At 40.7% G+C, this 20,212-nt stretch carries 21 protein-coding genes; 13 read left to right on the forward strand and 8 right to left on the reverse strand.

Translation table 11 applies throughout. The features are described from left to right. Positions 1-43: 43 nt before the first annotated feature. The gene (locus F897_RS04515) at positions 44-508 is read right to left on the reverse strand and encodes a pilin (protein ID WP_005233603.1); all 465 of its coding nucleotides are present in this window, start codon (positions 506-508) and stop codon (positions 44-46) included. 319 nt (positions 509-827) lie between these two features. On the opposite strand from F897_RS04515, the gene F897_RS04520 reads away from it, so the two are divergent. Next, positions 828-2,465 carry a PglL family O-oligosaccharyltransferase gene (locus F897_RS04520; RefSeq protein ID WP_005233604.1) on the forward strand — a complete coding sequence of 546 codons (1,638 nt, stop codon included), beginning with the start codon at positions 828-830 and terminating at the stop codon, positions 2,463-2,465. A 55-nt stretch (positions 2,466-2,520) separates the two neighbouring features. Here the strand turns inward: F897_RS04520 and bfr are convergent, their stop codons facing one another. From bfr to gmk, 6 genes are all read right to left on the reverse strand, one after another. Next, positions 2,521-2,985 (reverse strand): heteropolymeric bacterioferritin subunit Bfr, encoded by a 465-nt coding sequence (gene bfr, locus F897_RS04525; RefSeq protein WP_005233605.1) that lies wholly within the window; start codon positions 2,983-2,985, stop codon positions 2,521-2,523. 226 nt (positions 2,986-3,211) lie between these two features. Further along, complete coding sequence (locus tag F897_RS04530; RefSeq protein ID WP_005233606.1) at positions 3,212-3,406, reverse strand: bacterioferritin-associated ferredoxin; 195 nt, start codon at positions 3,404-3,406, stop codon at positions 3,212-3,214. A gap of 155 nt (positions 3,407-3,561) precedes the next feature. Next, positions 3,562-3,945, reverse strand: a complete 384-nt coding sequence (locus F897_RS04535) for a RidA family protein (RefSeq protein ID WP_005233608.1) — start codon at positions 3,943-3,945, stop codon at positions 3,562-3,564. Between the two features lie 74 nt (positions 3,946-4,019). Further along, entirely contained in the window at positions 4,020-6,125 is a 2,106-nt protein-coding gene (locus F897_RS04540) for a RelA/SpoT family protein (RefSeq protein ID WP_005233609.1), read from the reverse strand. A 217-nt stretch (positions 6,126-6,342) separates the two neighbouring features. Then, entirely contained in the window at positions 6,343-6,624 is a 282-nt protein-coding gene (gene rpoZ / locus F897_RS04545; protein WP_004650579.1) for a DNA-directed RNA polymerase subunit omega, read from the reverse strand. A gap of 77 nt (positions 6,625-6,701) precedes the next feature. Beyond that, the gene (gene gmk, locus F897_RS04550; RefSeq protein WP_005233611.1) at positions 6,702-7,325 is read right to left on the reverse strand and encodes a guanylate kinase; all 624 of its coding nucleotides are present in this window, start codon (positions 7,323-7,325) and stop codon (positions 6,702-6,704) included. 135 nt (positions 7,326-7,460) lie between these two features. On the opposite strand from gmk, the gene ispH reads away from it, so the two are divergent. The 12 genes from ispH to rplS all read left to right on the forward strand — a co-directional run bounded on the left by ispH (position 7,461) and on the right by rplS (position 19,046). Next, positions 7,461-8,411 carry a 4-hydroxy-3-methylbut-2-enyl diphosphate reductase gene (gene ispH / locus F897_RS04555; RefSeq protein WP_005233614.1) on the forward strand — a complete coding sequence of 317 codons (951 nt, stop codon included), beginning with the start codon at positions 7,461-7,463 and terminating at the stop codon, positions 8,409-8,411. A gap of 161 nt (positions 8,412-8,572) precedes the next feature. Continuing rightward, positions 8,573-9,085 carry a pilus assembly FimT family protein gene (locus F897_RS04560; RefSeq protein WP_034580761.1) on the forward strand — a complete coding sequence of 171 codons (513 nt, stop codon included), beginning with the start codon at positions 8,573-8,575 and terminating at the stop codon, positions 9,083-9,085. Continuing rightward, positions 9,085-9,579, forward strand: coding sequence for a type IV pilus modification protein PilV (pilV, locus tag F897_RS04565; protein ID WP_005233618.1), 495 nt, complete (start codon positions 9,085-9,087; stop codon positions 9,577-9,579). Before F897_RS04560 ends, pilV begins: the two co-directional genes overlap by 1 nt. A gap of 2 nt (positions 9,580-9,581) precedes the next feature. Further along, positions 9,582-10,535, forward strand: coding sequence for a PilW family protein (locus F897_RS04570; RefSeq protein ID WP_005233620.1), 954 nt, complete (start codon positions 9,582-9,584; stop codon positions 10,533-10,535). Beyond that, positions 10,535-11,281, forward strand: a complete 747-nt coding sequence (locus tag F897_RS04575) for a pilus assembly PilX family protein (protein WP_005233621.1) — start codon at positions 10,535-10,537, stop codon at positions 11,279-11,281. The genes F897_RS04570 and F897_RS04575 overlap by 1 nt, the downstream gene beginning before the upstream one ends. Before the next feature lie 10 nt (positions 11,282-11,291). Further along, complete coding sequence (locus F897_RS04580) at positions 11,292-15,728, forward strand: pilus assembly protein (RefSeq protein ID WP_005233623.1); 4,437 nt, start codon at positions 11,292-11,294, stop codon at positions 15,726-15,728. Further along, entirely contained in the window at positions 15,709-16,254 is a 546-nt protein-coding gene (locus F897_RS04585) for a type IV pilin protein (protein ID WP_005233625.1), read from the forward strand. The genes F897_RS04580 and F897_RS04585 overlap by 20 nt, the downstream gene beginning before the upstream one ends. Then, positions 16,248-16,715 (forward strand): type IV pilin protein, encoded by a 468-nt coding sequence (locus F897_RS04590; RefSeq protein ID WP_005233627.1) that lies wholly within the window; start codon positions 16,248-16,250, stop codon positions 16,713-16,715. The genes F897_RS04585 and F897_RS04590 overlap by 7 nt, the downstream gene beginning before the upstream one ends. A gap of 142 nt (positions 16,716-16,857) precedes the next feature. Further along, entirely contained in the window at positions 16,858-17,115 is a 258-nt protein-coding gene (gene rpsP, locus F897_RS04595) for a 30S ribosomal protein S16 (RefSeq protein ID WP_005233629.1), read from the forward strand. 21 nt (positions 17,116-17,136) lie between these two features. Further along, positions 17,137-17,685, forward strand: a complete 549-nt coding sequence (rimM, locus tag F897_RS04600) for a ribosome maturation factor RimM (RefSeq protein WP_005233631.1) — start codon at positions 17,137-17,139, stop codon at positions 17,683-17,685. A gap of 42 nt (positions 17,686-17,727) precedes the next feature. Then, complete coding sequence (gene trmD / locus F897_RS04605; RefSeq protein ID WP_005233633.1) at positions 17,728-18,468, forward strand: tRNA (guanosine(37)-N1)-methyltransferase TrmD; 741 nt, start codon at positions 17,728-17,730, stop codon at positions 18,466-18,468. Between the two features lie 206 nt (positions 18,469-18,674). Then, positions 18,675-19,046, forward strand: a complete 372-nt coding sequence (gene rplS / locus F897_RS04610) for a 50S ribosomal protein L19 (protein ID WP_004787066.1) — start codon at positions 18,675-18,677, stop codon at positions 19,044-19,046. Positions 19,047-19,111: 65 nt separating this feature from the next. Here the strand turns inward: rplS and F897_RS04615 are convergent, their stop codons facing one another. After that, a complete protein-coding gene (locus tag F897_RS04615) occupies positions 19,112-20,092 on the reverse strand; it encodes a lipase family alpha/beta hydrolase (RefSeq protein WP_034580764.1) in 981 nt (326 codons plus the stop codon). Between the last annotated feature and the right edge of the window lie 120 nt (positions 20,093-20,212).

Genomic DNA, 20,212 nt, shown 5'->3' on the forward strand with positions numbered 1-20,212 from the left:
GAGTTAAAAAAACGCATCAAGTATGATGCGTTTTTTTTAGTAATTATCGGCAATTTGATGGGCGGTATTTAGTAGGCATAGTTCCTGCACACGTCCATTCAATTGCATTAGTAGGTACTACACTAGCATTTGCAGTGCCTGCTAATGCAGTTACAGTAGTACCATTTGTACCACCTTTATATGATGGGGTTAAAGTAATAGTATTTGCATTTGTAGCACCACCAGCAGCTGCAGTATATGTAATTGTAATTACACCTGTAGTCTCATCGATACTAATACCAGATACATTTTTTGTGACTGGTGATGTATAACCAGCGGCAAATGGGGCAGCGCTTGCTGCATTTTCAGCTACAGTTGTTTTTGCAGCACCAGCTAAACTTAAACCTTCAGATACTTTTGCACGAACTGTGTAGTCTTGATATGCAGGTACAGCAATTGCAGCTAAAATACCGATAATAGCGACAACAATCATTAATTCAATAAGGGTAAAACCTTTTTGAGCATTCATAACATTCTCCACAAATGTTTTGTTAATTTAATTATAAGCTTTGTAAGCTAATTTATAGACTGCACAAAGTGTGCCAAAGTATATTAACTAATTATTTCTTATTAAATCAATATATTGTTTAATGAATTAAAAAGCTTAAAAATCTACAAAGTAAATTTATGTAATTAAGTGACAAAAAATGTCAGGTTTTATGCGTTAAATGCTTATACCTTTGATCAGAAGGAGAGGAGTTAAAAATCAATAGATTTTAAGTTAAAATCACAAAATTAGCTGCTTTTTTGTTTATCATGTGCCCAACTCTCCACCGCCTGATATTTCCATGAAATTCACGCTCGCCCTCATCGCAGCAATCCTGATCTCCCTTGCTTGGCTCATGCCCGTGCATTACCGCCCATGGGTCACCTATACAGGTGAGCTCTATGCTTTTTTTGCGCTATTTGCCTTGGCTATCATCTGCTTAAAAGAAAAACTCAAAATTCCAACAATAAGTCTGCCATTGCTGTTACTGGCCTGTATTCCTGTTATTCAATTTCTGATAGGGCAGGTATTTTTCTTGAGTACTGCCATGATGGGCTTTATTTTTGTCTTTAGCTTTTGGTTTGCAAGTGTATTGGGTTATAACCTTTCAACAGGAGCTTATAATCGGAAAAACACTTTTACTAATTTGAGTTATGTGTTTCTGGCTTCAGGAACGATTACCGGCCTAATTGCATTGTGTCAGTGGTCTAATCTGGATTCTGTATTGCCGGGAATGGTAAATATTAGTGGTAATCAGCGTCCTTATGGCAACTTTGCCCAACCCAATAATATGGCAACATTCTTGCTCATGTCGTTGATGAGTTGTTTATATCTCTATGAAAAGAAAAAAATCCAGACCAAATGGCTACTCGCATGTGCTGCGATCATTGTAATTGGCGTGGCTTTAAGCCAGTCACGTACTGCATGGGTCGCTGCGATTGCAATCCTGCTGTATCTGGGGTTCTATCAATATAAAGGTGTTATTCGCCTGAAATGGTATTACAGCATAGCGTGGTTCATCTTTTTTGTTTCCTCTATTGTTACTTTTCCACTACTCAGTCAGCTGGCTGCCCAGCTCATGGATGCACAAGTAGTGCAAAGCCGTGATATTGTTTCCCGTGCTACAGGAGATATGTCACGCATTGCGATCTGGCAGCAAATGCTGGCAGCCATTCAGGCAGAACCATGGTGGGGGTATGGCTGGTATCAGACCAGTGTGGCATTTGTCTCAATTACCGATACGGTACAGGGTCCAGTCTGGATCCGGAGTGCGCATAATTTTATTATTGATTCCCTGATCTGGAACGGGGCAGTGATTGGTGTGCCTTTCCTGGCTTATTGCGGCTATCTGGGCTATCAAATGCAGCGCTGGGTCAAGACACCGGAGTCAGTCATTGGCATATTAATGATCGGTGCCTTTGTCACCCATGCCATGTTTGAGTTCCCACAGCATTATGCCTATTTCCTGCTACCAGTTGGTTTTATTATTGGTACAGTATTGTCACAGCGAGCTGATGTAGCTAAACAGCTTGTCATGCCATCATGGTTGATGAAAGTAATCTTCATTACCGGTGTTATTTTAATTGCAGTGATTTACCGTGATTATGATACAGCGGTGCCAAAATTGGGGCAGAGCATCCGTTATGAATTTGAGCCTGAAAAAATTACCAATCAAAAGCCGATCTTCTTGCTGACTGAATTTAATCACCGTATTGACTGGATCCGGGTAAATCCCTATACCAAGATGAGTCAAGACGAAATCCATGAATATGAAAAATTAGTGGTGAGTTATCCAACCAAATACAACTTATTAAAATATATTCGTCTGTTGGCTTACAATGGTTATGTCGAGGAAGCCCATCATCAGCTCTGGCGTTTGAATACGATTCAAAAGACTGAACTGAGTTATGAAGATGTCCTTAAAGATATGCCGAAATAATTTGAAGCTAATAAAAAAGCCATCATCATGATGGCTTTTTTATATCTTTCAGAAATCAAAGCTGACTTTGAATATAGTTTTCAATACTCACACTTTGAATCAGATCAAGCTGAGTAGTGGTCCAGTCCAGATATTCTTCTTCTTTTTCCAGAATTTCCTGAACCAGATCACGCGTCACATAATCCATTTGAGTTTCTGCCAAAGCCACTGCCTGCTGGATGGTTTCAATATTCTCTTTGACTTTGCGCACATCACATTGCAGCACTTCTTGCGTATGCTGACCGATATAGAGTTTGCCTAGGTGTTGCAGGTTTGGCAGACCTTCCAGAAATAGAATCCGCTCAATAATCTTGTCAGCGTGCTTCATCTGGCGGATGGATTCTTTATATTCTGCCGAACCCAGTTTTTCAATGCCCCAGTCATTAAACATGCGTGAATGCAGAAAATACTGGTTAATCGCTGTAAGGTGGTGATACAACACCTGGTTCAGCTGATTAATTACATCACGATTGCCTTTCATCGTATCACTCCATATAGCCTGTTGACCCATTTATCGCTATGGGTTTTTGAATAACTTATCTTAAATCAATCGAGTGAGCAATGGCGAGTAATTTATTGAACTGCAAATGAAAATCGCAATCAAAAAGCTTCAGGTGAAATATAAAGCAATAAAAACCCGCCAGAGTCAGAGGCGGGGGAGGAGTAATGATACGAGACCATTGATTTTATAATTATCGTTATCCGCTTTAGGCAGCAACAGCCAACCTAGCAGCAATCTGGGAAATTTCATCACTGATGATCATACGGGCTTCCGGAGCACAACGGCCACAACACGTGCCTAAGTCAAGCATTTCACGTACATCACGGTAACTTTCGGCGCCATTTGCAATAGCATCTTTAATGTCTTGATCTGTAATGCCATGGCATAGACAAACGTACATAGGATACAACCACAGTGAATAAATAAGATAAGAGATATTATTGATAATTGTTATCGTTTGTCAATAAAAATCATTTGAAAATACTTTTTATAGTGATTGATGATTCAGATAAAAAAATACCACCTGATAGGTGGTATCTCTTAATTTACTATAACTTATTGATTGATAACAACGATGCCATCCATCTCAACTAAAGCACCTTTAGGTAAACTTGCAACACCTAAGGCAGCACGTGCTGGATAAGGTTGAGCAAAGTATTCACCCATAATCTGGTTGACGAGCTGAAAATGAGAGAGGTCAGTTAAGAAGATATTGAGTTTCGCAATATCAGCCAATGAGCCACCTGCTGCTTCACAAACCGCTTTCAGGTTATCAAATACACGGCGAATCTGAGCTTCGATGCCTTCAACCAGTTCCATACTATATGGATCCAGACCAATCTGGCCGGATAAATAAAGTGTATCCCCGACTAGAATTGCTTGTGAATAGGTGCCTATAGCAGCCGGGGCATTTTCAGTATGGATCACTTGGCGGGACATCAATTTCTCCTTTTATCATCAACATACATCATATTAGATCAATTCACTGACAAAAGCATTATCGTTTTAAATGATTAACTGGCTTTAGATGTTTCAGCAATATTGAGCGACTGTTCTAAGCGGGTAATACGTGGAAAACCAAAATGCATGCGTAAATCACGAATAATCTTGGCAATCTGTTTACGGTTATGCACCACAATATTTACATAAGTTTTGCCATCATAATTACGTACCATTTCTACACCTGTATGGCCTTTACGACATTGATAAATCAGATCGGAAATCTGTTCATCGTCCATGGCCTGATCAATACAAAGATAGGCAGTAAAGCTGACATCATCCAGATCCTCAGTCGTCCATTGTAGAGGCATAATATTTTCAGGATGCATATGTTGTTCCTGCAATAAATTATGACAACGGGCACGATGCACAATTAAGCCACGACGAGTCAGATGACCTTGAATTGGATCACCAAGTACCGGGTTGCAGCAATGGGCGTATTTAACATCTACACCTTCTGTACCTTGAATAAGACGACCTGAACTATTCGCATTTTGATGCTGGTCATGTGCAAATAAATGGTTGGCAACCAGTTGTGGTAATAAGTCACCTACAGCAATCTGTTCAAATAGTTGCTCTTTAGTCGCGACATGACGCCATTCCAGTACATTTTTCCAGTCAGCTTCGGTCAGATCACGAATAGAACACTGAAAAAGTTTTAAGGCACGGTTGAGGGCCTGTTGACCCACAAGGCGCTGTTCATCAATATCCTGATCGCGCAAAATATTCTGAATGGCACGACGGGCTTTTTGGGTGTTAATAAAGCTGAGCCAGTCTGGGTTTGGGGTTGCAAGAACATCAGTGATGACTTCAACCACCTGGCCACTCAATAATGGCGTAGAAAGCGGTTTAGTTTCACCATTAATTTTAGCGCCAATAGCATGGTTACCGAGGAACAGGCTGGCGGCATAGGCAAAATCAACAGCAGTCGCACCCTGAGGCAATTCATGTAGATGACCATGAGGGGTATAAACCCAAATCTTTTCTTGATGCAGATAATCCAGTAATTCGCTGAACGTAGTTTTGGCGCATTCACCATCAACGAGTACGTTCAGATTTTGCATGGATGCCTGAATAGCAGAGCGACAAGCCTGAGGAGCATTTTCACCAAGGACAACACCAAAGCGTGCAGCTTTACGCATCAGTTCAGTTTGAATAGTCAGCGATAGGGTGGTCTTTTCACCTTTTAAGCGCATGGTTAATGACTGGTTGCCGCCTGGGAGGGGACGACGAATATTGTCCTGATAATTTTGAACCGTAAAACTCTCAGTCAGGATATCAGCAAGGCGGTCACAGTCAGCAATGCTCTGTAAGATAATTTCAAATGCGTGGCTATGCGTAAGTTCCTGTAGATCAATATCATTTTTTACAAAATGGCGTAATAGCTCGATATTATTGTTTTTCTTTTTAACTCGACCTTCAATCGCATATTGCTGTAGTAATTCGTTAAGTTTCTGTTCCCATTTGGCCTGATATTCACAACGTTTAGGCTTGGTTTCTAAAAGGGCGGCCTGGACATCATTGTACATATCCAGATCCAGATTCTGATAACAGAGATGTTCCAGATTATCTGCCATTTCATTCATGCCGACTAAGCGTGCCATTGGAACAAAAATTTCAAAGGTTTCTCGGGCAATACGGGCGCGTTTATCCGGGCGTAATGCTTCCAGTGTAGTCATGTTGTGATAGCGATCTGCCAGTTTCACAATAATGACACGTGGATCCTGTAGAGTCGCTTGCAGAATTTTTCGGAAAGAGGCTGCTTTATTATATTCTTTATCGCTAGAATGGCTAAGCTTGGTGACACCATCGACCAGCTCTGCAACCGTACTGCCAAATTTTTCAGTAATGTCATCTTTATTGAAGTCAGTATCTTCAATGACATCATGCAGCAGCGCTGCCATTAAGGTTTCAGTATCCAGACGCATATGGGCCAGAATACAGCTCACAGCAATAGGGTGCAGAATATAAGGTTCACCACTTTTACGGGTAATGCCATCATGGGCAATATCGGCATAATCACAGGCCGCAAGCACACGTTCGACATCGCTTTCACTTAAGTACGCGTCGATGATGATTTTTAACTGTTGCTTAGCTTCACTGACCTGTGGGCCTGGCATAAAACACCTTTAAAACTGGATTTTTTAACAAATAAAACAGAGAAAGCTCGTATGAAATGTATAACATAAAGTGGGTCAGTTTTTTCATATCAACGAGTGAAAAATTTATACTGACTTTAGAGCTAACCCTTATGTTATAACCGTTCTGCACAAAATATAAAAGTCACAGAACAAAAAAAGCCTAGTTTAAAACTAGGCTTTTTAGAATGGTTTATTCTTATTGGAAAGAAAAACCATCTAAATTTAGATTATTTGCAGAAAGTGCAAGGTCTAAACTTGAAGTTTGATAATCTTGATCACGTTGTTTCAAAATATCTTTTGATACATGACCTGCAGCGATTTCACGTAAAGCAACTACAGTCGGTTTGTCATTGTCCCATTCTACAGTTGGTTCAATGCCTTGACGTGCCAATTGACGCGCGCGTTTGCTTGCCACTAGTACAAGCTCAAAGCGGTTGTCTACATGGTCTAAACAATCTTCAACGGTTACGCGTGCCATAAGAATTCTCGTTTTGAATAGTAAATTTCAACAGACTGCACAGTATAAAATGCTTTGTCTGGAGACTCAAGTTTTAATCACTCTTCGCTTGGAGTAATTAGAGCCTGGATCAATTTTTCATGGCGGGTCGCTTGCTGGGAAAGGACCAGTCGATTAGCAATAATCACAGATTCGAGATCATGTAATGCCTTATTAAAGTCATCATTGATAATGACATAATCAAAGTTGACATATTGCTGCATGTCTTCGACTGCACAGCTAAGACGGTGTTCAATCACTTCAACAGAGTCTGTACCACGGTTGGAAAGACGCTGACGCAAATCAAACTGGCTTGGCGGAAGAATGAAAATCTGTTTAGATTCAGGAAAAAGTCGACGAACTTGTTGTGCACCTTGCCAGTCAATTTCAAGTAATACATCATGACCTTTGGCAAGTTGTTCTTTTACAGTCGCTTGTGCTGTGCCGTAATAATTACCAAAGACTTCGGCATATTCAATAAAACCACCTTCCTCGACCAGATTTAAAAAGTCTTCTTTAGTCGAGAAATGATAATGTACGCCATCGAGTTCGCCAGGTCGTTGACCGCGTGTCGTATGAGAAACAGAAACATGAAGATTGTTGACGCGTTCAAGTAATGCTTTAACGAGGGATGTTTTGCCCGTTCCAGACGCTGCAGAAACGACAAACAAGAGACCCGACATGATATTTTTCCTGATATGATAAAATATCTTCTCTATTTTAGAGTAGACCGGCTTTAAACTAAATAGTTGTACGTCGATTGTTTTACATTTATTTCAATTGTAGCGCCATAAATTGAGTGAGTATTGAGGATTTCTATGGAAATTGTTTTAGCTAACCCGCGTGGTTTCTGTGCCGGTGTGGATCGTGCCATTGCGATCGTGAACCGTGCCCTAGAATGCTTTAATCCACCTATTTATGTGCGTCATGAAGTAGTCCATAACAAATTCGTAGTTGATGACTTACGCCAGCGCGGTGCAATCTTTGTCGATGAGCTAGATGAAGTTCCAGATGACAATATCGTGATTTTTAGTGCACATGGGGTGTCTAAAGCTGTGCAGCAGGAAGCCGAACGCCGTGGTTTAAAAGTTTTTGATGCGACCTGTCCTCTAGTCACTAAAGTACATATTGAGGTGACCAAATATGCCCGTGAGGGAGTAGAAGCGATTCTAATTGGTCATGAGGGGCATCCGGAAGTTGAAGGCACCATGGGGCAATATGATAAACGTAATGGCGGTGACATTTATCTGGTTGAAGATGAAGAAGATGTTGCTGCTTTAACTGTACGCAATCCTGAGAAAGTCGCTTTTGTGACCCAAACGACTTTGTCGATTGACGATACAGCGAAAGTCATTGATGCGCTTCGCAAAAAATTTCCGAATATTCAAGGTCCACGCAAAGATGATATTTGCTATGCAACACAAAACCGTCAGGATGCTGTACGTGATTTAGCTGCACGTTGCGATGTTGTGTTGGTTGTAGGATCACCGAATTCATCCAATTCAAACCGTTTGCGCGAACTCGCGGAACGTATGGGTAAAGCGGCCTATCTGGTCGATAATGCAGATGAGCTAAAGCAGGATTGGTTTGCAGGTAAGTCTCAAATTGGTGTAACTGCTGGAGCCTCCGCACCAGAGATTCTAATTAAACAGGTCATTCAACGTTTGCAAGATTGGGGCGCAGATGTACCTCAAGAACTAAATGGTCGTGAAGAAAATATAACTTTTAGCCTGCCAAAAGAGTTACGTATTCCTGTAACACAGACTTAAATTGTTAACTATTTAACAATTTATTTTTTATTAAAAAATAGACAGATAGCTATAATGTGACAGTTATCTGTTTTTTTATGCCTTTTATCTGTTCTGTGTAGGTTTTGTAAAATTTATAGATATTATTTTTAATAGGGGGAGTTTTGGAGCTGGGGGAGAGTGTGCAAAAGAATAAAGGTTTTACGTTAATTGAGCTCATGGTGACAATTGCAGTACTAGGGATTATTGCAACGATCGCTGCGCCTTCTTTTGGAGATGCTATAAAAAAACAACAGTTAAATAATACTGCTAAAGAACTTGCCTACTTGTTTGGTCAGGCTCGTGCTCAATCTGCTGCACTACGTAAAAAGGTAACTATTAAATTTGCAAATGGTACCAATGATGCGACTACATTTTATTGGACCTCTAAGTACAGCGATATAAGGCTTACCAGTGATACGACAGATGTAGTATTTCAGCCCATAGGTCTGGTCACTAAAAGAAACAAGCAAATTGATAATCCTAGCTTTAATCCACTTCTACCTGAAAATAACACTACTAATCCTAAGAAAATTGATCAAGTAGTTCCACTCGTTTTTACAGTATGCAGTACAAAATTGGCTACTTCAAAGGAAATCAGTATTTCTAGAACGGGCGTAATTGAAAAAATTGAAAATAAAGCAGGGGCATGTTGATGATCAAGTCACAATATGGTGTTGGACTCATGGAAGTATTGGTAGCACTTTTTATTTTGGCTGTAGGAGTAGTAGGTTTCTCAGTATTGCAGCTTCGTGCACTTCAGGCGATGACAGAAGCAACTGACCGTACAATGGCCATGACAGTGGCTCGTGATTTGACCGATCGCATGCGCATTAATCGTTTAGCTTTAAATCATTATGTAACTGCTATCAACACCAAACAGTCAGAAACAGGCTGTTTAGGAAGTAGCTCTACCTATGTACCCGCATGTGATAGCCAAAAAATAGCCAAATATGATGCAACACAGATTTTAAGTAAGGCAGAAAGTTTAGGGCAGACGATTGTGATGAAACAGTGTGAGGGAAGCAGTCGTACCTGTATTTATATAGCGTGGGGAAAAACAGCGATTACAAAAGATGATATCTCTACATGTATGGCGAATGGAGTATATAAAGTTGATGCACAATGCTTGGTAATGGAGGCATATTAAGGATGAGACCACAGTCTGGCTTTACACTTATCGAACTCATGATTGCCCTAGTATTGGGGTTACTTATTACAGCTGCAGCTATACAACTTTATATTACCGCTCAAAAAAATATGGCTATACAACAGGGCGCAGCTAATTTGCAAAATAGTGCCAGTTTTGGTCTGGAATATATGTTGCGCAATATACGTCTGGCGAATTTAAATTCAGGCAAACCGATTATGGATCCCTCGATATTACATGGTGGAATTGTCTTGGATAGGGCCAATCTTAGTACTAATTCAACGTTTCAGATTACAGGCGCTGGTGCGAGTAATAACTTGATGACAGCAGGAAATATCGGACCTTCAAATTTGCAGGGAGTAAGAAGTGATCAGTTAGTAATTCAGTATCGTAATACCATTAATAATAAATATGACTGTGAAGGTACTGAAATTTCTAAAAATGTATATGTAGTTGAACGTTATTTTTTACGAGCAGATAGCAAGGTAAACAATGATCCAAACGCTGCTTTAGCATTAGCTTGTAAGGCTACCAGCTATTCTGGAGATAGCGCTCCTAAACTTGATAATTTAAATGGGGATGGTGAAATTATTATTCCTCGTGTCGACCATTTTCATATTTTATTAGGTGTTGCCAATGACACTATTGATGCTACAAGATCGCCAGCGGTTGCAGGCCAAGATGGGGTGTTAGATCGTTTTGGCTACATTAGTATTCCTAATTATTTAGCATTGGCAACTAAACCTCAAATTGTATCTCTCCAATTAGGAATGCTGGTGCGTTCACCAGATAGTGTAGGAAATAATAGTGCTGTTGACCCAAATAAAAACTATCAAATTTTTGACATTAATAAGCCCTTAATTGCTGACAATAAAAATAATTTGTATATGAGACAGGTGGTTACCCAAACAGTGGCACTGAGAAATGGATTTGGTATTCAGGAGAATCCTCAATAATGAAAGCTTTATCTGTACAGCGAGGAGCTACTTTAATTGTGGTTTTGGTTATGCTCATCCTATTAACTTTAGTGGGAACTTGGGCAATTAGAGGAAGCTTAACCTCTTTAAATATCGCTACGAATTCGCAGGCGCAGGCCCTGCTTCAGCAAGCCTCTGATGCCATATTTTTTAGTCTGGAAAATCAGACTTCCGATGATTTCACGCTAACCAATATGAGAATTGGGGATGGGATGCTGGCTTATGTATTAAGACCGGAAAATAAGGAAAAAGAACTTGTATTCTGTATTCGTGGTGGGGATGCGAATAGTCTGGAGGGAAGCCGAAATGCAAGTACTGTCTATTGGGAAGGTGATCAGATTAAAAATTCTCAACTGGGAAATGTCGGCTTTTGCAAAATTTCCCGTAAATCAGACTTTATTAGTGGCCGTTCAGCAGTAATGACTCGAGTGGGCATTCGGGCGGATAGTTCTGGTCTGGATTGGGAGCACTTGTTAGAAGGAGATGATGCCCAACTATCAAAAACTCAACAAATTCAGAAAGTGGCAGTCAACGTTATTTCTATTATTCCAAATTTAAGTGAAAGCTCTGCAACAGATATCCAAAACTGCTTATCCAATTACACAAGTTTTTATGATCCTTTGGCAGCCAATAAGACGGTAGCAGAGTGTTTAAAGGAACATAACGTGCCTTATAGCGATCAGGAAATGCAATATACCCTAAGACCTGTAAAAGGAACATCGTAGAGGAATGCTAATGATGAAATATATAAAAAAACAAGTGAATATGACACCATTTTTCCGAAAAACGATTGTCTCTAAATTTAAAGTAGCGGGAATCTCTACAGTATTAACTGCTTTATTATGTGCTGCACTTCCTATGAGTTATGCAAGCGACATCGAAATTTATAAAGTGCCTGAAGATAGTGTGGGTAATACTACGCTGATGATGATGCTGGATTTGTCGGGAAGTATGGGGTATGGAGTAGGATACAATAATACATCCATGAGTATTCAAGAGGATTATAGTGTAGTGAGTGCTAATGGCACTTTAATCTCAGGGGTTTGTCATGGTTCTAGAGATAATGTTAAATCAGATACAACCACGACCTCTTATTATACTCGTTATTATTGTGAAGTTCCTTCAAGTACTTCAAATCAAAAAGTAACAGGGTATTGGTATCCAAATGTAACTGATCCAGATAGAAAATGGGTGGCAGGTTGTGAGGCTCAAAAGAATGCGGCGGGAGGAGTTACAGGCTACCGTTGTTACGACCGCTTAACTCGATTAAAAGATGGTTTGCGTCAGGTACTTGAGGGAACAGCAACTGTGCCGCGAGTTAATGATCGTATTGTTATGGGGTTGGCAACTTTTGCCGGTAGTAATGGTTTTGTTCGTGTCCCTGCTAGACCACTCGAAGAAGTAATTCGATCATATAAAGTGATGGAAACTTTTTGGGAAGATGAGGAATATCAGGAGCTTGTGACGATTGGTACTACAATGGAAGCATATACCTTTGCGAAACCTCGTTGGATACAATATACAACTACGACACCAGGTAAAACATGCGAGTGGTGGCAAATTTTTTGTACTCCAACTGCACCTAGTAAAAAAACTTATTATCAAACATGTACTTGGAATATCATCACCTCGACATGTAATTGGAGTAGTGCAACCGAAGTAGAGCCTTCAGATTTTAAAAATACATTGTCATATAATGTGTGTACACAAGGTAATAATAATACATGTAAGGAGTTTTATGAAGATGCAACCGGGACTAGAGAAGTTCCGTTAACAGAATGGCAAACTAAAACTAGACAAGTACAAAAACAGCGTGAAGTGACTAAAAATGTAACCCAGCGTGATCTTTTACTAGAAACAATTAAAGATTTACAGGCAAATGGAGGAACACCTACACCTTATGCCTATGCTGAGGCAGCTGCTTATTTATTGGGCACGAACACCAGTATTAATGATTATAATATCCTTTATTATCAATCCTTGGGAAATAGACGTACTGCTTCTAACAATAGAAATAATAATAGATGTACCTCTGTAATAAATAGCTATCAAAAATTTCAAAAACCCGATGGAACACCTATGATAATGCGCTGGTGTAATCATGATAACCCTAATAGTTGGACACCCCCAGCAGGGTCAACTAGTTTTATTTATGGACGTGATAGTGGGGGTTATGATCGTGAAGTATTTTATAATGCAGGTGAACCTAAATCAGCTACAGCATCAGATGGTGCCACCTATTCTGGCTTTTCAAACTCAGTTAGTGATTCTATAGCTAATTCTAATTATGCCGCCCCTGTTTCAATAACTAGTCAAAAAACCAATACAGCTAAACGCGAATGTAGTGGTCAGGGAATTTACTTTTTGACAGATGGGCAACCGCAACCAGGGGGATGGGCTATCGGTGATGACGGAAAGAGTGGTACCGCTTATGCTTTGATGAAGCAAGCTTTAGGTACCAACGGTAGTGAGTTTAACTGTTCTACGAGTCCTTTAGGTAAAAGGGCGGGCTATGATACACCTGAAAATGGTTGGGCGTGTGTTGGTAAATTTACCCAAGCTTTATTAGATCCAGCAAAGAACCCAACAGGATTAAAGATTCAAACGGCAGTCGTGGGTTTTGGAAGTAGCTTTGGTGCAGGTGGTATAGAATCTGATGACGTCAAAGATGCTAAAGACTGGGGCGTAGTTGGAGGTGGTGGTTGGATCGCAGGATCAAGTCCTGAAGACGTTTCCAAGAGTATTAATAATTTTATCAGACAATTAAATAAAGATATTCCATCTATGAGTACTGGTTCATCAACGATTCCATTGGATGATTTGAACCCTGCAATTGTACAGCCTTATTCTTACTTCCCACAGTTCGAGCCAAAAGTGAATCCAGTAGAGCGTCAGCAAATCTGGTTTGGTAATTTGAAAAAATTCTACGTAGTCAATAACGGGGTTTATGCAAGTAAAACACCAAGCGATTCAACTGTGGTAGTGAAAAAGAGTAAATTGCAAGATTTAACTGATAGCTGGGCCAAAGCTGGGATTAATTATCCAGAAAATGCACCAATATTTAAAAAAGGTGGAGCTTTAAGTCAGTTACCTATAGGGTTGGGTGTTAATACAAATAAAGAGGTAGTCACTGCGAGAACTCTCTTAACTGATTATAGTTATGATGGAACTAAACCGGTAGCTGAACAAGTTTCTCGTAATTTAGATCTAGTCAAAATTGATCATACTTATACAACAAACCCGAAGACTAAAACTGATAGTACTTATTCAAGAGCTTTAATGAGCTTGCTCGGTTTCAATATTCCAAGTGATATTTCTACAACTGATCTCGATCTTTCTACCTATTCGGCTACAGTAAGACAAATGGGAAGCATTCTGCATTCTAAACCTATCCTGATTACTCAGCAGGGTAAGGCAGTAGCTGAGAAAGACAACAATACAGGTAAAATCAGTATTGGTAGTACAAATCGTGAAGATTATGTGCTATTCGGGACAACTCAAGGTTTGATCCATATTGTAAATGCAGAGACTGGGGTAGAAAAATTTTCTTTTGTTTCTAAAGAAATTATTGAAGGTCAGTCAGAAACTTTCAAAAATGAAGGAGGAAATCTGGCGGGAGGGAAAGATGCTCTTTATTATGGTATGGATGGCGAATGGACAGCACATACTGAGTATGTCAGTAAAAGTGATGGAACATTAACGGTAAAAGGTTCTTCTCGTACTGATTTGGATGGGAATACAGAAAATCTAAGTGGTAAGCAATGGGTATATGGCGGCATGCGAATGGGTGGACGTAGTTATTACGCCCTAGATTTGACCAATATTAATAGTCCAAAAATTAAATTCCATATTGATCCAAGCACAGGCAAAGTATATTCGCAAACAAATCCTGCCGGTAAATCCTATAGTGCATTAAGTAAAATGGGTCAAAGCTGGTCTAAACCTAGTCTGGGTTATATTAACTGGCAAGGTAAGCGCAAACTCGTAATGATTGTTGGTGGGGGATATGATGCAGGAGGAGCGGATGGAGATGGTTTAAAAACCCAAGGCGTACGTACAGGTTACGCAGGTTATGAAAGCTATAACTATAAGCAAGACAATAAAATCGGTGCTGGTGTCTATATCTTTGATGGTGATACAGGTGATTTATTATGGAATGCAGATTCAAGTACAAATGAGAACTTAAAATATAGCGTTGTAAGTCAGATTCGTACAGTAGACCGAAATAATGATGGAGTTATTGATCATCTATATTTTGGTGATCTTGCGGGACAGGCCTTTAGAGTGGATTTCAAGAATGATGGCGCTACAACATTTACTGCTCAAGCCACCAGAATTTTAAATCTGAACCAAGCTGATGGCACTAGCCCACGTTTCTATACTATGCCTGCATTTACAGCTCATTATAGTGCAGGTAGTAGTGCAATTTATGGTGGGAATATTGTAGTCGCTACCTTTGTTTCTGGAAATCAAAGTTCTCCATTGGTAGGTACGACAGATTCAGCACAAAAGAAAGATCCTTTAGGACTGCAATATGATGCCGTATATGGTATCTATGATTATGATATTTATCCAAGTAATGCTGAAGGGCGTTATCCAACTTCAAAAATGCAGGCAAAAACTTTAGCTGCTAGCTCTGCAACAACTCCAGTTCCTACGCAGCTAAGGTATGTAAATAATGCCACATCTACAACAACCATAGATAAAAATAATGGATGGGGTGGCTGGTACTATGTATTTAATAAGAAGTTTGATAATAGTGACGCTGCTGCAAATATTATTAAAGGTCTAACTACTCCAATCGCATTAGAAGGTAGCTTATATGTTACTCAATATGATGCGTCTAATAATGGTACAACTTCAAGTTGTGGTGCTGGGGTAAAAGGACATAGTTTTACACAACGTTTATGTCTGCCAACCGGGGTATGTAAACAAGATGCTAATTATACTTATAACTTGGGCTCAGGAATTGTAACTCCTAATGTAGGTAGTGCAGATGGTGATCCTAACAAACGCAGTCTAGTCGTACCTGATCCAAATGATGTTTGCTCAGGGCCTAATTGCAGCCCATGTAAGGGTACAGCATGTGGAACAGTGGGTGGGAAATTCTTGGAAACAGGGGGTTCCTTACGTTTTATTCCAAATCGTTGGTATGAAAAATATGCACAATAAGAAGTGGACCCTGCGTATACCACAACAAGGATTTACATTAATTGAATTAATGGTGGTAGTGGTAATTGTGGCGATTCTTGCCACAATTGCTATCCCGAGTTATCAGGCTTATGCTCGAAGAGCAATCGCTAGTCAGGCACAACAGGAAGTGCAAAAGCTAGCAGAGCAGTTAGAGCGCCATAAAGGTAAAAATTTTAGTTATCTGGGTTTTGAGCCTAGTTATTTATATAAAGATAATAATGGAAATCTTATTGGTTATAATACAAGTAACGCACAATTAAACCTGCCATTAAATAGTTCAGGAACCGCAGTTAAATATATTGTTTCTGTTCGAGATGGTACAGATGCTACTAAACTTCTAACTAATACTACCGCTTTAGGACAAAGATGGGCTATTAAAGCAGAAAGCCAAGACCCTAATAATTTTACTTTTCTTATGACTAGTACAGGAATTCAGTGTAAGAACATGACCAAGGCCAATGTGTCTTATACAGGATGCGGCACAGGAGGTATGAACACATGGTGAGAAAGCAGTCAGGATTTACTCTTATTGAGTTAATGCTTGTCGTAGCAGTAATTGCTATTCTTGCTGTAGTGGCTTTTCCTTCTTATCAGGAGCAGGTAAGAAAATCAAAGCGTACTGAGGTACAGGCTGAATTGATCGATATAGCAAGCAGATTACAACAATATAAATCAACTAATTTTAATTATAAGGTAAATACAACTACTGCGATTGATTTAACCAAAGTTGGTTTTTCTTCTACTACACCCTTATCCCAGAATGGCTTATATACACTTAATTTAAGCTTTAATACGGCAGCAACAAGTTGGGTATTAAGTGCTGTACCTGTAACTACGAGGAGTCAGAAAAATGATGGAGTCAGCTGTTTAGATGATTCCGGCCGACGTTACTGGTCTAAGGAAACATCGACTGCTACAGCCTGTAGTGGGTCACTAGCTGTAAATTCAAACTGGGACGGACGCTAACCAAATTCAAAATTGTGGATAACCAACTTTTGATCTTTCATTCAGGGCAAACTTCGCGTAAAATATTGCCCTCTATGAAAGGGGTTTGAAGTGTTCCGGTGGTCGGTACATGAATAATCCGTAAAAACTATAAGGTTCTATCATGGTTGTTATTCGTCTTGCACGCGGTGGTGCTAAAAAACGTCCGTTCTATCAAATCATTGTGACTGATAGCCGTAATGCACGTGACGGTCGTTTCATCGAACGTATCGGTTTCTTCAACCCTACAGCTCAAGGTAAAGCAGAAAAACTTCGTTTAGATGCTGACCGTTTTGCTCACTGGGTTTCTCAAGGTGCTCAACCTTCTGAACGTGTTGCTTCTCTAGCTGCTCAAGCTAAGAAAGCTGCAGCTGTTGCTTAATTTTAAGGTAGCAGGTAGCCCATGACACCAACACAGAATGTTCCCGAAGATCGTATTCAGATTGGACAGTTACGTTCAGCATATGGATTAAATGGGTGGCTCTGGGTCTATTCCAATACAGAACCTATGAGCAACATATTTGACTACCTTCCTTGGTACATTGAGACCAAAGCAGGATGGCAAATTGTCGATGTAAAACGTTGGAAACCACATGGCAAGGGCCTGGTTGTTTCGCTAAAAGGTGTGAGTGATCGCACCGCAGCAGACGCTCTGGTTGGTGCTAATGTTTGGATCTCTAAATCGCAACTGCCTCAACCAGGCGTGGACGAGTATTACTGGTCTGATTTGAAAGGTCTAACTGTGTTAGGTCTGGATGAAGAAGAACAGGAAGTGAATCTCGGTCAAATCCATGAAATGTTTGAGACAGGTGCTAATGACGTAATGGTAGTTCGCGCTACTGCTGACAGCGTTGATGGCGAAGAGCGGATGATTCCATGGCATAAAGATGTGGTACAGCGTGTTGATCTCGAAGCTGGTCGTATCTACGTAAATTGGGGCGTAGATTATTAATCCTTAACGGGATTAACGCAGCAGGAAAATGAGGAGTCTGCGGTGTTCTTTGCAGTCATTACGCTTTTTCCTGAAATGTTTGAAGCGATTACAGCCTACGGTATTAGCGGGCGCGCAGTAAAACGTGATTTGATGCAAATTCATTGTATTAATCCACGCGAATTTGCTGAAGGGAACTACAAACGGGTGGATGAACGTCCATTTGGGGGGGGGCCCGGTATGGTGATGATGGCTGAGCCATTAGCGAAAGCAATTCACCGTGCCAAAGAGCTTGCAGCGCAAGCGGGTGCAGTTCATGTTCCTGTGGTATATATGTCACCGCAAGGAAAAACCTTAAACGAAACTGCAGTACAACAATTCGTTAAATATGACGGACTGATTGTACTGTGTGGTCGTTATGAAGGTGTCGATGAACGTTTGATCCAGAAATATGTTGATCAGGAATGGTCGATTGGAGATTACGTATTATCGGGTGGCGAGCTCCCTGCGATGGTGTTATTGGACAGTATTATCCGGAGACTTCCGGGTGCAATGTCAGATGAACAATCACACGTGCAAGACTCATTTGTGGATGGTCTGTTAGATTGCCCACAATATACCAAGCCAGACCATTTTGAAGGTATGGATGTACCGGACATCTTGAAATCGGGACATCATGCCAATATTGAGAAATGGCGGTTTTTGCAGCGATATCAGCGCACTTTGGAACGCCGACCTGAGTTGGTAGAAAAAGTTGAACTGACCAAGCAGCAAAAGAAATGGCTAAAAGATGAGCGAGGGTGAGTAAAGCATTGCTTTACCCGAGCGCAAGGCGAGAAGCTATGCTTCGAGCAAACTAAACTACTTAATGTAAATTAAGTACTTAAATAGGCTCTTTATGCATTGAAGCGGTCAAGCATAAAGGGAAAGTCAATCGGGTCTATGCGATTCAGCCTCTATACCCAGCGATAATCAGACCTCTTCTGACTCGCACATATTGGAGATACCCCATGAGCGGTAAGCATCCTTTAGTACAAGCTGTTGAAAATGCTCAGCTTAAACAAGACATCCCAGCTTTTGCACCAGGTGACACAGTAGTTGTCCAAGTGAAAGTAAAAGAAGGCGACCGTGAACGTCTACAGGCGTTTGAAGGCGTTGTAATTGCTAAGAAAAACCGTGGTTTGAACTCTGCGTTTACAGTACGTAAAATTTCTAGCGGTGTTGGCGTTGAGCGTGTATTCCAAACTCACTCTCCAATCGTTGCTAAGATTGAAGTTAAACGTCGTGGTGACGTTCGTCGTGCTAAACTTTACTACCTACGTGAACTTTCTGGTAAAGCTGCACGTATTCGTGAAAAGTTGCCAGCTCGTAAACAAGGTTAATTTTAGCCTTGCTTTAAAGCAAAAAAATGCGCCTCTGGGCGCATTTTTTTATGCTCGCTATTTTTTTATAAACCTTGTAGTTTTAGTCGGTTGGCATGTTGACGGTAAACATCTACTGGATCTGGAGCAAACAGGTTTTTCAATCCTAGTACCATATTCACTTCATCCAGATGATTCCAGTTGTAGTTATCACGAATGGTTTTACCGAACTTGGCGCTACAGCGTGATACTAGGCCATCATTTTCTTTACCCCCATCAATGAGCAAAGCAGTGACTTTAAGTGCTGAGTCAGGATCAAGCAGGTTAGTGACTTGGCCTACACCTGTGAATGAATAATTGTAAATCTGCCCATCCGCATGCTTCCAGCTATAAGCACCTTCACCGCAAGCAGTGCTTGGCATACCAATTGGATATTTCTGATTAAATTTTGCAGAGCCTGCCAGGGTTAGACTGCTACCACCCGCCAGAGAGTCATGTGGGAAACTATTTGGATCCAGACCTTGAGCCCAGGTAATAGCTTTAGAAACCAGATTTATCGTACCGAGCAGTGGCGCTTCAATAGCAGTCCCTTCAGCTTTTAGAATCAGGTCTGCAACCGGCGAACCTTTGTGTGGTGCACCTACTGTGGTTAATGAAGCCACCAGCTTAGGTTCTGAACCGGCCACATAACGAATCGTTGGGCCACCATGTGAATGTCCGATCAGGTTGACTTTATCTGCACCGGTAATTGCGGCAATTTCCTTGACCTGCTCCAAAAGTTGTTCACCGCGAATTTCAGATGAGTTAAAAGGGGAGACCCGTGTCGCCCAGACATTCGCACCATTACGGGCCAGATCAGGTAAAATCTGATACCAGTAATCCAGTCCAAACTGGTCAGTGCCAACCTGAATGAAACCCGCCATACCATGTGAAAATACAATCGGATATTTGGTTTTGGCATATTGTGAACTGGCTTTCGCCGTCACCTGACTGGCCTGAGTGGAGGCGTGAGCCGTGAAGCAGGTCGCTGCCATGAGCAGTCCTGCCGTTAATACTCCATATTTCATCATTATTTCCTCATTCTTGTTGTTGTGTTAAGGCGATCCTCGCCATAATGTGGGGAATAGCCAGCTTGAAAGCTGACCCATTCAGCGTTTTGAGTTTTTTTATCTCCTTAGTTTTTTCAA

The sequence above is a fragment of the Acinetobacter variabilis genome, assembly GCF_000369625.1.
GTDB classification, from domain to species: Bacteria; Pseudomonadota; Gammaproteobacteria; order Pseudomonadales; family Moraxellaceae; genus Acinetobacter; species Acinetobacter variabilis.

Coding starts and splice junctions, on each gene's coding strand:
- F897_RS04515 (WP_005233603.1), bottom strand. CDS start 508: ATGAATGCTCAAAAAGGTTTTACCCTTATTGAATTAATGATTGTTGTC.
- F897_RS04520 (WP_005233604.1), top strand. CDS start 828: ATGAAATTCACGCTCGCCCTCATCGCAGCAATCCTGATCTCCCTTGCT.
- bfr (WP_005233605.1), bottom strand. CDS start 2,985: ATGAAAGGCAATCGTGATGTAATTAATCAGCTGAACCAGGTGTTGTAT.
- F897_RS04530 (WP_005233606.1), bottom strand. CDS start 3,406: ATGTACGTTTGTCTATGCCATGGCATTACAGATCAAGACATTAAAGAT.
- F897_RS04535 (WP_005233608.1), bottom strand. CDS start 3,945: ATGTCCCGCCAAGTGATCCATACTGAAAATGCCCCGGCTGCTATAGGC.
- F897_RS04540 (WP_005233609.1), bottom strand. CDS start 6,125: ATGCCAGGCCCACAGGTCAGTGAAGCTAAGCAACAGTTAAAAATCATC.
- rpoZ (WP_004650579.1), bottom strand. CDS start 6,624: ATGGCACGCGTAACCGTTGAAGATTGTTTAGACCATGTAGACAACCGC.
- gmk (WP_005233611.1), bottom strand. CDS start 7,325: ATGTCGGGTCTCTTGTTTGTCGTTTCTGCAGCGTCTGGAACGGGCAAA.
- ispH (WP_005233614.1), top strand. CDS start 7,461: ATGGAAATTGTTTTAGCTAACCCGCGTGGTTTCTGTGCCGGTGTGGAT.
- pilV (WP_005233618.1), top strand. CDS start 9,085: ATGATCAAGTCACAATATGGTGTTGGACTCATGGAAGTATTGGTAGCA.
- F897_RS04570 (WP_005233620.1), top strand. CDS start 9,582: ATGAGACCACAGTCTGGCTTTACACTTATCGAACTCATGATTGCCCTA.
- F897_RS04575 (WP_005233621.1), top strand. CDS start 10,535: ATGAAAGCTTTATCTGTACAGCGAGGAGCTACTTTAATTGTGGTTTTG.
- F897_RS04580 (WP_005233623.1), top strand. CDS start 11,292: ATGATGAAATATATAAAAAAACAAGTGAATATGACACCATTTTTCCGA.
- F897_RS04585 (WP_005233625.1), top strand. CDS start 15,709: ATGAAAAATATGCACAATAAGAAGTGGACCCTGCGTATACCACAACAA.
- F897_RS04590 (WP_005233627.1), top strand. CDS start 16,248: ATGGTGAGAAAGCAGTCAGGATTTACTCTTATTGAGTTAATGCTTGTC.
- rpsP (WP_005233629.1), top strand. CDS start 16,858: ATGGTTGTTATTCGTCTTGCACGCGGTGGTGCTAAAAAACGTCCGTTC.
- rimM (WP_005233631.1), top strand. CDS start 17,137: ATGACACCAACACAGAATGTTCCCGAAGATCGTATTCAGATTGGACAG.
- rplS (WP_004787066.1), top strand. CDS start 18,675: ATGAGCGGTAAGCATCCTTTAGTACAAGCTGTTGAAAATGCTCAGCTT.
- F897_RS04615 (WP_034580764.1), bottom strand. CDS start 20,092: ATGAAATATGGAGTATTAACGGCAGGACTGCTCATGGCAGCGACCTGC.